The following is a 12,428-nucleotide window of genomic DNA, read 5'->3' as shown; positions in this document are numbered from 1 at the left end:
ACCGTCCGGCCGAGCCGAGGAACCCTCATGGCGGCAGGCTTGCCGTACTGTTGCCGCTCGCTTGCCCGGCACCGGCAAGCGCCGTGTGCACGCGCGCGCAACCGGCGCCGCCGATCGTGGTCGTGACCACGATCGGAAGGGACGCCGCCATGGAGCAGCGCATGGGCATCGAACAGCACGGTGTCTCCGCCATGCCCGAGCATCGCCGCACCGCCCGCCCCGCGCGCGTGATGTGGGTGCTCGTGGGCTCGAACCTGTCGTTGAGCGCGTCGGTGTTCGGCTGGTTGCCCGTCACGTACGGGCTGAGCTGGTGGCAGATCGTCGCGGCGGCGACCGTGGGCACCGCGCTCGGGCTGCTGCTGGCCGCGCCGCTGGCGTTGCTGGGGTTCCGGGCCGGGACGAGCAACACGGTGGCCGCGGGCGCGCACTTCGGGGTGCGCGGCCGGCTGGTGGGCTCGCTGATCGGGCTGCTGTTGTCGCTCGGGTACACGGCGGTGGCCATCTGGACGGGCGGCGAGGCGGTCGTGGTCGTGCTCGGCCGGGTGAGCGGGGCCGTACCGGGTGAGTGGGCGCGGGGACTGGCGTACGCGGGGATCGCGGTGCTGGTGGCGGCGCTGGCGGTGTGCGGGTTCGAGCTGATCTCCCGCATCAGCGCGCTGCTGGTGGCGCCGATGGCGCTGGTGCTGGCCGCCGGGGTGGTGGCGTACGCGCCGGGCTTCGACGCCTCCTGGTCGGCCGCTTCGCCGATGAACGGCGCGTCGGCCTGGATACTCGCCCTCATCACGGCCGGGATCAGCGGCCCCATCGCCTACGCCACGATCATCGGCGACTACACGCGTTACCTGTCGCCGCGGCGGCACAGCGCGGCCGGGGTGGTGTGGTCGTCGGCGGCGGGGCTGTTCTGCGGGCTGCTGGTGCCCACGTTGTTCGGCGCCTTCGCGGCGATCTCGACGCGGGCGGAGGGCTCGTACCTGGAGAGCGTGGTGCGGGCGGCGCCCGCCTGGTATGTGCCGCTGCTGCTGTTCGCCGGGGTGGCCGGCTGCCTGGGCGCGGCCGGGGTGCCGCTCTACAACCTGGGGCTGGAGCTGCACGGGCTGTTCCCGCGCACGTCCAGGACGGCGGGGGCGGCGGCCGCGACGGCGATCACGATCGGGCTGGTGTTCCTCGGCCGCGCCACGGTGGGGGTGGAGCAGGCCGTGACCGGGTTCGTCGTGGTGCTGACCGTGGTGGCCACGCCGTGGGCGGTCATAGCAATGATCGGGCACCTGCGCTGCGGGCGCGTATACGACGTACGGGATCTGCAGGTGCACAACAAGAGCCTGTCGGGCGGCCGCTACTGGTACACCGGCGGCTGGAACACGCGGGCGTGCGCCGCCTGGCTGGCCGGGGCCGCCGTCGGGCTCCTGGACGCCGACAGCCCGCTCTACACCGGCCCGCTGGTCGCGCTGACCGGCGGCCTGGACGTCGGCTACCTGCTGTCCGCGCTGGTCTCGGCCTGCGTCTACCTGCTGCTGGGCACCGGGCACGTGGCCGACGAGCCGATCCCGGACTGGCGGCAGGAATACCTCTGGCCCGCCGCCACCCGATGAAAGCTGGAATCTGGAAGGAGAACGGGGATGTTGGTCATCGTCGCACTGTCGATCACGGTGGTCGCCGGGCTGATCGCGGCGCTGGTGTTCGTACGCAACGGGCCGAAGGCGTTCGCCGCCCGGGCGGAACGTGATTTCGCCGAGCTGAAGAAGTGGATCGGCGCCTGCCTGGAGCAGGATCTGCGCCTGCTGGACGCGAGACTTCCGGCGCCGGGGGCGGAGGCCGGGTACGGGCCGCCGGGGGCGGAGACGGCTCGCGAGTACCGGCGGCTGGCCGAGAGCCACGCGTTGCGTGCCTGGGCCGCGGACGGCACGACGTACTGGCGCGAGGTGTCGGCGTGCACGGAGGCGCTGGCCAAGGCCGGGCGGGAGCTCGCGCGGGGCGGCGGCACGAACCCGCCGTGCCTGTTCGACCCGGCGCACGGCCCGTCCAGCACGACGGTCGAATGGCGGCCGGGCGAGCACGGCCGGCCCCGCCAGGTCCCGGCCTGCGCCGTCGACGCGGCCGCCGTCGCGGCCGGCCAGGCGCCCGCCTACCGGTACGTGACCAGCGACGGGGGCGAGGTCCGCTACTTCGACGCCTACGGGCTCTACGCCTCCTGGCTGCTGGGCTACTTCAGCGGCTTCGACACCGACCTCACCGCCAGGCTGCTGGCCGGGACGCCGCTGGGCGCCCACCTGCCCGACCTCATCAGGGGGACGTCATGAGCCTGGACTACACCAGGGCCACCCGGCTGTGCCCGGTCCGCGGCCTGGACGACCGGCTGCGTACGGCGGTCACGGCGTACGCCGGGCAGCAGCTGCTCGGCGACCTGGAGGAGACGGCCGAGATGTGCTGCGAGACCCGCAGCGTCCCGATCATGCCGCCGCACGGCTGGCGGCGCGGCCTGCTACGCGGCCTGTTCAGCTCGTTCCGGCTGGTCGGGCTGGAGATCGGGCCGTTCACGAGCGCGGCCGTCGTCACGCCGAGCGTGATCGTGATCGCCACCGTCACCGATCGCGGCACGGAGGTGCGGCTGGGCGCCAGGCTGGCGGACGTGTCGCTGCGCGTCGTGGACCCGGCGTTGTACGGGCAGGCCACGGGGGTGGACGTCCAGGCGCGCTGGTTCGGCTCGTCCGACGCGAGCACGTACCTGCTGCCGCTCGACGCCGGCCCGGACGGGCAGGCGTTCCTGGCCCGGCTGCGCGACCTGACCGCGGCGGCCAGGCAGACCTGAACCCTGAACCTTGAGCCGGCTCAGGCCTGGCGGGAGGCCGCGGCCTCGTTGAGGCGGACCGCGAGCTGCGTCCTGCCGCGCACGCCCAGCTTGCGGTAGGCGCTGGACAGGTGCGTCTCCACGGTCTTCACCTCGATCACCAGCTCCTCGGCGATCTCCCTGTTGGAGCGGCCGCGCGCGGCGAGCATGGCCACCCGCGCCTCCGACGGCGTCAGCCCGTACGGTTCCGCCGCCCGGGCCGGCTGCGCCGCCGACTCCGCCCAGCGGTGCGCGCCGAGCTCGGCGAACAGCGCGGCGGCCCGCTCGGCGCTCTGCCTGGCCGCGGCCCGCTGCCGCAGCCGTCCCTGCGCCTGGGCGAGCGCCAGCAGCGTACGGCCGAGCTCGAACGGCATCCCGCCGGCGGTGAACTCCGCGACGGCCGCGCCCAGTTCCGCGACCGCCCGCTTGGGCGCGCCCGTGGCGGTGAGCAGCAGTCCGCGCGCCCGGCCCGCGACGCCCCTGGCCAGCGGCCGGTCGATGAGACGCGCCGACCTGGCGGCCCGCTCGGCCAGCTCGGCGGCCCGGTCCAGCCGGCCGAGCGCCACCAGCGCGGCCACGTGGTCGGCCACCGCGGTCGGGCACACCACGTCGATGGCCGCGCCGAGCGAGGCGGCCGCCTGCTCCGTGAGCTCCAGGTGCCGTACCGCCTCGGCCGGGTCGCCCGCGGCCAGCTCGATGAGCCCGAGCAGCGCCCGCAGGCCCAGCGCGCCCGTGCCCAGCCCGGTGCGCACCGCCAGGGCGAGCCCTTCCTCGGCGATCGGCCGCGCCCGGTCCAGCTCGCCCCGGTGGGTCAGCACCAGCGCCTCGGTGAACAGCGCCGAGGTGGACGGCGTCCCTGCCTCCTGCCCGGCCCGGCGCGCCAGCGCGGCGCGTTCCCCGGCCGCGGCGAAGTCACCGGCCAGGCACTCCACCTCGGTGGCCCACATGAGCGCGGACGGGATGTAGGCCTCGATGCCGGCCGCCACCGCCGCCGTACGGACGGTGTCGAGCGCGGCCCGCGCCGCGGCCAGGTCGCCCAGCGAGCGGTACAGGTACCCGACCACGTGCAGGGCGGCGAACGGCGAGCGCTCCAGCGGATTGTCGTAGCCGAGCTCGGGCACCTCGGCAGGCGGCCGGGCGGAACGCATGAACTCGATGGTGATCGACGCGATCGTGGCCTCGTCGCGCAGGGCCGCGTCGCCGGTGCGGGCGGCCACGGCCAGCAGCTCGCGGGCGTGCCCGGCGGCTCCGGCGAGGTGGCCGATGTGCATGCGCGTGTACGCCAGGTCGGCCAGGATCGGCACGAGCAGCTCGGTCACCTCCCCCGCCTCCAGCCTGGCCTGCTGGTTCGGCGGGAGCGAGCCGGCCACGTCGCCCTCGGCGAAGATCGCCCGGCCGAGCAGGAAGAGCACCTCCGCCTTGACCGGGCCGGACGGGCACCGCCGCGCGACGTCCTCCAGCAACGCCCTGGCCCGGGACGCGCCGCCGCTGGTCAGCAGGTTCGCGGCGGCCTCGACGCGCCGCCTGGTGGCCAGCTCCGCCTGCTCGGACGGCGTGAGCCCGGCCGCCCATTCGGCCAGCTCGCCCGCCGTGTACGGGGCCCCGCGCGCCACCGCCAGCCGGGCCGCCTCGTGCAGGGCGTCGGCGGCGACCGGGTCGGGGCCGGTCGCGGCGAGCGCCAGGTGCCTGGCCCGCTCCTCAGGCCCGGCCGCCGACCGGGCGAGCCTGGCGTGCATCTCGCGCCGCCTGACCGCGCCGGCCGACTCCAGGACGGCCGCCCCGTACAGCGGGTTGGTGAAGCGCGGGACCCGTCCGTCGGTGACGACGACGTGCCTGGCGACCAGCTCGGCCAGGCCCTCGTGCCGCTCGGGCGCCCCGTCGAGCAGCCCGGCCCGGGCTCGGGAGGCGGAGGCGAGCATCAGCGCCACCTCGGCCGCGGCGTCCGACAGCCCGTCGATCATGGTGCGCAGCAGGTGCCGCAGGCTCTCCGGGACGGGCAGCTCGGCCGCGGGCGGGTGGCGCTCGTCCAGGTTCCTGGCCAGCTCCAGGGCGAACAGCGGGTTGCCGCCGCTGGCCTCGTGCACGACCCGTAGCGGGCCGGGACGCAGTGGCCGGCCGTAGCGCTGGGCGACGACGGCGCCGATGGAGTCCCGGTCCATGGGGCCGATCTCGCATCGGGCCACCCGGTCGGCGGGCACGGCACGGGCGAGCGCGGGCCAGGAGGAGTCGCCCGTGCCGGTGCGTAACGTGGCCAGCAGGCCGGCGGGCTGGTCGAGCCGGCGCAACGCGAAGCCGAGCACCGCCTCGGTGGACGGGTCGAGCCACTGCAGGTCGTCCACGGCGACGATCAGCGGGCGCTCGGCCACCCAGCGTCTGAGCAGGTGCAGCACGGCCAGCGCGACCGCCCGCTGGTCCGGCGGCGTCGCGCCGGGCTCCCGCCAGAGCAGGGCGACGCCGAGCGCGTCACGCAGCGGCGCGGGCAACGCGCGGACCGCCGGCGCGTCCTCCTGCCCGTCGAGCAGGTCGCCGAGGCCGGAGTAGATCAGGCCGGTCTCCGCCTCGCCCGGCCGGCAGGCGAGCACTCGGGCCTCGGCCGCCCTGGCGGTGGACAGGGCGGCCGTCCACAACGACGTCTTGCCCAGACCGGCCTCACCGCTGATCATGAGCATGCGAGGGCCGGGGTGACGGAGGTCGAGCCATGCGTACACCGAGCCCAGCTCGGCACTTCTCCCGTGCAACGGTTCCGGCCCGCGCAGCTCGCCCATCTTCTCCCGCCGTGCAAGCGCCCCCCGCGCGGCCGGGACGGCGGGGCATCGATCCGCCACGGCTCGTGGAGCGTAACAAATCTCGCGGGTTCAGGGGTTTCCCTGAGGACGTGACGAACCCGAACCTCTTTACTCGTCGCACACGATGTCACTCCCCTGTCACTCCCCTGCCCCGGAGGTAGCAACTGGTGGCCGCTAACGTACGCGTGGCCGTACTCGGACCTGTCGAGCTCGTGGCCGGTCACCGGCGTACCGGGCTGCCACGATCACGCCTGCGCGCGGTGCTGGGCCTGCTGGCGCTCACGCCCGGCCGGGTGGTGTCCGTGGAACGGCTGGTGGACGGGCTCTACGGCGAGCAGCCGCCGGCGGAGGCCGTCCGCACCCTGCACACCTACATCTCCCACCTGCGCCGGATGCTGCGTGACGCCGGACTGCCCGAGATCCTGGAGACCCGCGCGCCCGGCTACCGGCTGGCTCTGGACGCGGGCGAGGTCGACGCGGCCGTCTTCGAATCCGGCGTGACACTCGGCCGGGGCCTGCTGACCGAGGAGGTCTCGGCCAGAGCGGTCGACACGCTCGCCGGCGCGCTGACGTTGTGGCGGGGCGACGTGCTCGCCGACTGCCGGGTGCACGGCTGGGCGCACGGGGAGATCGAACGGCTCAGGGAGATGCGGCTGTCGGCCACGGAGGACGTCCTGACCGCGCGATTACGCCTGGAACAGCACCGGGCCGCCGCCGAACAGCTCGAACACCTGGTCGTGGAGCATCCGCTGCGCGAACGGCTGTGGGAGCTGCTCATGATCGCCCACGCCCTGGCCGGACGGCAGGCCGACGCGCTGGCCTCGTTCCAGCGCGCCCGCCGGGTGCTCGACGACGAGCTCGGCGTCGACCCCGGCCCGGCGCTGCGCGAGATCGAGGCGAACGTGCTGCACGGCAGGCTCACCGCCGAGGATCTGCTGCCGCCCAGCGCCGCCCCGGTCGTGCACCGGACGGCGGCCGCGCCGCGGGCCACGGCGGGCGTCCGCACCGGCGTCCCCGCCGCGATCACCCGGCTCATCGGCCGCGAGACGGCCATGGACGAGCTGCGCGGCCTCGTCGCCGGCCACCGGCTGGTGACGCTGACCGGCATGGGCGGCGTCGGCAAGACCCGCCTGGCCACCGCCGTCGCCGCGACCGGCCAGGCGGACGGCTTCGACGAGGTGCACTTCGTCGCGCTGGCCCAGGTCGAGGACCCGGACCTGGTCGCGCCGGCGATCGCCGACCTGCTCGGTGTGCACGCCACGGGCGGGCACACCACGTTGCACGCGCTCGCCGAGCACCTGGGGACGCGCCGCGTGCTGTTCGTGCTCGACAACTGCGAGCACCTGGCCGACGCCTGCGCCGGCGTGGCGCACTCCCTGCTGACGAGCTGCCCGTCGGTGCACGTCCTGGCCACCAGCAGGGAGACCCTGCGGGTGGGCGGCGAGCTGGTGTGGCGGGTGCCGCCGCTGGACGGGCCGCCGTCGGCCGAGCTGTTCCTGGAACGTGCCGGGCTCGGCCCCGCCGACGCCCTGGCCGACGACCAGCGGGACGCGTTGTCGCTGATCTGCACCGAGCTGGACGGGCTGCCGCTGGCCTTGGAGCTGGCCGCGGCCCGGGCCAGGGTGCTGACGCTGCCCCAGATCGCCGAACGGCTGCACGACCACTTCGCGTTGCTGACCGGCGGCCCGCGTACCGCGCCGCCGCAGCACCGGACGATGCGCGCCGTCATCGAGTGGAGCGACGCCCTGCTCGACGCGGAGGAACGCGAGCTGTTCCGCGCCCTGTCGGTGTTCCTCGGCGGCTGCGACCTGACGGCGGCCGCGGCGGTCTCCGCCGAGCCGGACGTCCTCGACCTGCTGGGACGGCTGGTCGACAAGTCCCTGCTGATCGTCGACCCGACGCCGGCCGGGGCCAGGTACCGCATGTCGCAGACGATCCGCCAGTTCGCCGCGGAATCGCTCGCCCCGCAGCGCCGCGAACTCATCGCCAGGCGGCACGCGGACTACTACCTGGCCTTCGCCGAGAAGATGGAGGGCGAGCTGAAGGGGCCGGGGCTCGGCGCGGCACTGGACCGGATCGCCGCCGAACACGACAACCTGCGCGCCGCCTGCACCTTCGGCGCCGCGGACGAGGTGGCGCTGCGCATCGCGGGCGCCGTCTGGCGCTACTACTACCTGCGCGGCCACTACTCGGAAGGGCGGCACTGGCTGGAGACCGCCCTGCACCGCGCCGACCTCGCGTCGGCCGCCTCGCACCCGCCCGAGGGCGCGGCGGAGCTGTATGTGGCCAAGGCGCTGGGCGGCGCCGCGACGCTGACCGCCTACGAGTGCGACTACGCGCGGGCCACCGGTTACGCCGAGCGCGCGCTGGCCGTGCACCGGCGGCTCGGCGACGCGGCCGGGGTCGCCCGGGCGCTGGGCATGCTCGGCGAGATCGCCCGCGAGACCGGCGACTTCGGCCGCGCCCTCGGCACCCACGACCAGGCCAGGTACGAGTACCGAGCCGCCAGGGACGCCTGGGGCGAGGCCTTCCAGGTCGAGATGCTCGCCCTGACCTCCTGGCTGGCCGGACGCTTCCCCGAGGCCCGGGCGTGGGCGCGCGAGGCGCACGACGACTTCGTCCGGCTGGGCGACAAGGAACGCATCGGCTGGACGCTGCTCGACCTGGCGGCCTGCGACCTGTACGAAGGGGACCCGGCCCGCGCTCGTGGCCTGCTGCTGGAGGCCCGGGTGCTGTTCGAGGAGGTCGGCTTCCCCGAAGGACTCGGCTGGGCCGACAACCTCCTGGCGCTCACCGACCTGACCGGCGGCCCGGACCACCTCGCAACGGCGGCCGGGCGGCTGGCCGGCGCGCTCGACATCCAGCACCGCCTGGGCGACCTGTGCCGGTCGTCGAGCGTGGTGGAGGCCATCGCCAGGACCCTGCACCTGGCCGGCGCGCACGCCACCGCTGCGGGGCTGCTCGGCGGCGCTTCGGCGATCCGGGCGGCGATCTCGGCCCCGGTGCCCCCGTGCGAGGCGGCCGACCTCGACGCCCTGGAGAACGCCCTGCGCACCGCCCTCGGCCCCGACCCCTACCAGGCCCAACACGCGGCCGGACGCCGCAACACGATCACCGAGATCGTGACCACGGCCATCACGTCAGCCGAAGCCATCGCCACGCACGCGCCGGTGCCCTGAGGGGTCGCGGGCCGCTCTCGTAGGCGGCGATGACGGGCTGGGCCCGGTCGCGGGTCGCCGGCTTTGGCCGCTGTGACCGGTGACGCCGCTGTGACCGGTGACGCCGCGCCGTGCCCACGTCACCGGCGCGCATGCGTCGCGGCGGGGACGGCGGCCAGGAACCGCCGCCCGGGCGGCCTGACCCGCACCGGCCCCTCACCGGCTCCCGGCACATCCTCACCGGGTGCCGCTGGCGCTCCCCTGTCAGGTGCCGTCGGCGCTTCCCTGTCGGGTGCCGCCGGTACTCCCCTGTCGGGTGCCGTCGGCGCTTCCCTGTCGGGTGCCGCCGGTCCTGCCTTGTCGGGTGCCGTCGGCGCTCCCTTGTCGGGTGCCGCCGGTCCTGCCTTGTTGGGTACCGCCGGTGCTCCCTCGTCGGGGACCGCTGGCGTTCCCTTGTCGGGTGCCGTCGGTGCTCCCTCGTCCGGCGACCCGGGCGCCTCCCGTTCGGGAACGCCGGGCGCTTGCTTGCGAGGGGTCTCGGGCGTTTCCCGCTCACTGACTCCCGGCGCTTCAGGACCGGGAACGTGCGGCGCTTCACGGCCGGGGGCGTCGGGCGTTTCCGGCTCGGTGACGTCCGGTGTCGGCGCGGTCGGCTCAGCGCTCCGAGCGCCCTGGGCGATGCGGTCAGCTCGCACTTCGCGATCGCCGTGGGCCTGGCAGTCGCCGTCGGCGCGGCGGTCGCCGTGGGCGCGGCGGTCGCCGTGGGCGCGGCGGTCGCCGTGGGCGGCTTCGCCGTCGCGGACGTCGCGGCCTGCGCGGATGTCCTTCGCTGGGCGCGTCCGCAACACAGCAGGCAGTCCCACCTCAGCGCCTCCTAACTCCCGCCCGACCCGTCCTGAGGGCCACCAGACCTACGCGAATCCCCTTGCCGGAATGTTGCACCGCTGCTGCCCCGCCCCCCAGCGGGGACGACGCTCCGGGGCGCGCGGATCGTACGCGGCCGGGCATCCCCAGGACCACGTAGCGAGCCGACGTGGTCCCGGAGATGGCGGCCAGGCGGGTTACACGGGTGCCGTGCGGACGCCGCACCTGGGGTCGGGGTCCTGGACGGTGGCGAAGATCGCGGCGAAGACGACTATGTCGTCCACGCTGTGGGTCTTCGTGACGAGCAGCCGCCCGCCGTCGACCAGCGGCAGCGCCGTGTACGTGTGCCCGGCCTCGACGACGCGTTCGAAGGCCCAGGCGTTCTTGGCGCCGTCCCTGATGCGCATCCGCACCCGGGTCTCGGGTCCGCCGCGGTTGACCCGGAACGTGAGCTTCTGCCAGGCGCGGCCCCCGTCGGGCAGGTCCTGGAAGGTGGCGGTCGCGTCGAGTTCGTACCGGGTCGCGAGGCCGGCGTAGGTGTGGCAGTCGACCTTGATCGTGGTCGTGGTGGTGGCCTGGGCCGGCGGGGCCGGCGCGAGCAGGAGAGCGCTCGCGACGGCGGCCGCGCCGGCCGCCCGAACCGTTCTGGTCACTGGTCTGGTCACTGGTTCCCCCTGTGAGACTGATGTCGGACAGGCTCAGCAAAGAGGATCACTGTTGCGTGGCGCTGACCTCCCGCTTGCGGCTTCGGGCAAGGGACGTTGCGCGAGTCACTCGTGGAAGCCGATCTCCCGGTGGGTGCCGTCGCAGAGCGGCTTGTTGCCCGAGTGGCCGCAGCGGCACAGCGTCACCCGGCTGCGGGTCTCCAGCGGCCGGCCGTCGGAGCGGATGACCGGCACGCCGCCGGTCACCCACAGGGCGCCGGCCAGCCCGTCCTCCTCGGTCAGTACCGAGACGGCCGGCGGCAGGTCGGCCTCGATGGTCTCGCCGCCGCGTTCGAGCGCGTAACTGTACGAGCCGGACGGGCAGTGGTCGATGCGTCCCATGATGGCGGCGCGCACGTCGCTGTCTGCGCTGTCGGCGAGCATCGCGGCGATCGGCCTGGTGCGTCCGATGCAGAAGGCGGCGTGGACGCACAGCTCCCCCACCCGCTGGGCGGAGATGCCCACGCCGTCGTGCACGTGCTGCAACTCCCGGTACGGCCGCATCTCCGGGCTCTCCGTGCCGTCGAACCCGATCAGGGCGTGGGTGCCGTCGCAGAAGGGCTTGGCGCCCGAGTGGCCGCAGCGGCACAGCGCGTAGGTGTCCTCGGTCTCCAGGGGTTCGCCGGTCTGCCAGGTCAGCGCGTCGTTCTCGGCTGAGACGATCTTGTGTTTGCGCCGCAGCGGCACGCCGCCGTAGACGACGTACGGCCCGTCGCGCAGCACCACGATCCGCCGGTGCTCGCCGACGCTCCAGCGGCGTCGTTCCTTCGGCACGTACGTGAAGGTCGGGCCGGCCGTCGTGTCCGTGCCGTCCGGCATGGCCATCAGGGCCTGGGCCTGGGCCTTGAGCGCGTACATGGTGCCGGTGGCGACGGCGAGCAGCCGCGGGCTGCCGTTGAACGCCCGTTCGAGCAGGTGCAGGACGGCGCAGTAGGTGTGGTCGAACTCGTCCTGCGCGGCGCGGATCGCGCTGCCGGGGGCGGCGGGGCGCGGATCGGGCCGCATCGGACGCACCCCGCCGGGATCCACGCTGATCGGCTCGTCGGTCGGCCCGGACTGCGGGGTGTCGCCGCGCTGGTAGCGGCGGCCGAGTCGGAGCTCCTGGAAGCGGTAGTAGTGGGCGACCTCGTCCCGTTCCGGGTGGAAGACGTCCTGGTCGCCGTCCCAGACCTCGCCTCTGGCGGTGCCCTCGCCCTGTTCCACGATCTCCGCCAGCGCCGTCAGCGCGGAGGTCAGGCCGTCCACGGCGATCAGCCGTCCAGTGGTGTGCCTGAAGTGCGCGGCGGTCACCTGGCTGGCCGGGTCGCCGCTGAAGACGGCCTGCTCGCCGAGCTCTTTGCACAGGTGGCGCAGGCCCTGCTCGATGGCGGCGTAGAACTGGCCGATCGTCTCGTAGTGGTCGCCTTCCGGGGGCGCGGCAGGCGGCGCGGGACGTTCGATGCGCAGGAACATCTCCAGCGCCCGCGGGCCGAAGGGCGCCAGGGACAGCTCCAGCGAGCGGTCGCCGTGCGGCAGGGTACGGGGATGCGGCGGGAGCATCCCGGGATGGTCGAGCACCGGCCGGCCGCCGACGGCGTTGAGCAGGTTGGCGGCCAGCGCCAGGTGCAGCATCTCCTCGACGAAGACGCTGCCCACGACCTGGGCCGCCTCGGGGTTGCGCGCGGCGTCCAGCGAGTACAGCGCGGTCAGGTACGGCGGCAGCGTCGCGTGCTCCAGCTCGATCGCCCACTGCAGGTGCTCGCGCAGGCCGTCGAGGGTGTCGATCCCGGGCTCAGGCACCGTCGCCGCCGCGGCGGGAGTCGTCCTCCAGCACCTCGATCGCGTCGAGGATGCCGCGCAGGCCGATCTCGTCGCGTTCGGCGTCGGCCGGGTCGTAGAGCCATTCGGTGACCGGCAGGCTCAGCTCCTCCTCCGGGTGGCTGGCCGCCACGGCGGTCAGTTCCGCCTCGACCTCGACGTGGAGCTCGTACAGGAACTCGTTCTCGCCGCTCGGCGTACTCATGTCTCCTCCATGCGCGACGTGTACGGGGCTCCGGCCGATCCACCGTCCGGCGGCCCCGACGCCGTCCGGTCACCCGCTATGACCGGACGG

The 12,428-nt window shown here is 74.6% G+C and carries 9 protein-coding genes; 5 read left to right on the top strand and 4 right to left on the bottom strand.

What is annotated here, in order from left to right:
• Positions 1 to 122: 122 nt before the first annotated feature.
• The 3 genes from HII36_RS11080 to HII36_RS11070 are packed head-to-tail and all read left to right on the top strand — an operon-like array spanning position 123 to position 2,806.
• Positions 123 to 1,589, top strand: a complete 1,467-nt coding sequence (locus tag HII36_RS11080; protein WP_173523030.1) for a purine-cytosine permease family protein — start codon at positions 123 to 125, stop codon at positions 1,587 to 1,589.
• A gap of 27 nt (positions 1,590 to 1,616) precedes the next feature.
• Positions 1,617 to 2,297 (top strand): hypothetical protein, encoded by a 681-nt coding sequence (locus HII36_RS11075; RefSeq protein ID WP_173523029.1) that lies wholly within the window; start codon positions 1,617 to 1,619, stop codon positions 2,295 to 2,297.
• Positions 2,294 to 2,806, top strand: a complete 513-nt coding sequence (locus HII36_RS11070; protein WP_173523028.1) for a hypothetical protein — start codon at positions 2,294 to 2,296, stop codon at positions 2,804 to 2,806. Before HII36_RS11075 ends, HII36_RS11070 begins: the two co-directional genes overlap by 4 nt.
• A gap of 20 nt (positions 2,807 to 2,826) precedes the next feature.
• Here the strand turns inward: HII36_RS11070 and HII36_RS11065 are convergent, their stop codons facing one another.
• Positions 2,827 to 5,589, bottom strand: a complete 2,763-nt coding sequence (locus HII36_RS11065) for an ATP-binding protein (protein ID WP_173523027.1) — start codon at positions 5,587 to 5,589, stop codon at positions 2,827 to 2,829.
• A gap of 188 nt (positions 5,590 to 5,777) precedes the next feature.
• Here HII36_RS11065 and HII36_RS11060 point away from each other — a divergent pair, with 188 nt between their 5' ends.
• Together HII36_RS11060 and HII36_RS11055 are read left to right on the top strand one after the other, a co-directional pair.
• Complete coding sequence (locus tag HII36_RS11060) at positions 5,778 to 8,789, top strand: BTAD domain-containing putative transcriptional regulator (RefSeq protein ID WP_173523026.1); 3,012 nt, start codon at positions 5,778 to 5,780, stop codon at positions 8,787 to 8,789.
• Between the two features lie 563 nt (positions 8,790 to 9,352).
• Complete coding sequence (locus tag HII36_RS11055) at positions 9,353 to 9,646, top strand: hypothetical protein (RefSeq protein WP_173523025.1); 294 nt, start codon at positions 9,353 to 9,355, stop codon at positions 9,644 to 9,646.
• A 183-nt stretch (positions 9,647 to 9,829) separates the two neighbouring features.
• Here HII36_RS11055 and HII36_RS11050 read toward each other — a convergent pair whose 3' ends face one another.
• The 3 genes from HII36_RS11050 to HII36_RS11040 all read right to left on the bottom strand — a co-directional run bounded on the left by HII36_RS11050 (position 9,830) and on the right by HII36_RS11040 (position 12,338).
• Entirely contained in the window at positions 9,830 to 10,285 is a 456-nt protein-coding gene (locus tag HII36_RS11050; protein ID WP_173523024.1) for a hypothetical protein, read from the bottom strand.
• Positions 10,286 to 10,402: 117 nt separating this feature from the next.
• Positions 10,403 to 12,115: a ferritin-like domain-containing protein gene (locus tag HII36_RS11045; RefSeq protein ID WP_173523023.1), complete on the bottom strand. Its 1,713-nt coding sequence runs from the start codon at positions 12,113 to 12,115 to the stop codon at positions 10,403 to 10,405.
• Positions 12,108 to 12,338: a hypothetical protein gene (locus HII36_RS11040; protein ID WP_173523022.1), complete on the bottom strand. Its 231-nt coding sequence runs from the start codon at positions 12,336 to 12,338 to the stop codon at positions 12,108 to 12,110. The genes HII36_RS11045 and HII36_RS11040 overlap by 8 nt, the downstream gene beginning before the upstream one ends.
• Between the last annotated feature and the right edge of the window lie 90 nt (positions 12,339 to 12,428).

The organism is Nonomuraea antri, assembly GCF_013283785.1.
Taxonomy (GTDB): Bacteria; Actinomycetota; Actinomycetes; order Streptosporangiales; family Streptosporangiaceae; genus Nonomuraea; species Nonomuraea antri.
This window is presented reverse-complemented; position numbering and strand designations above follow the sequence as displayed.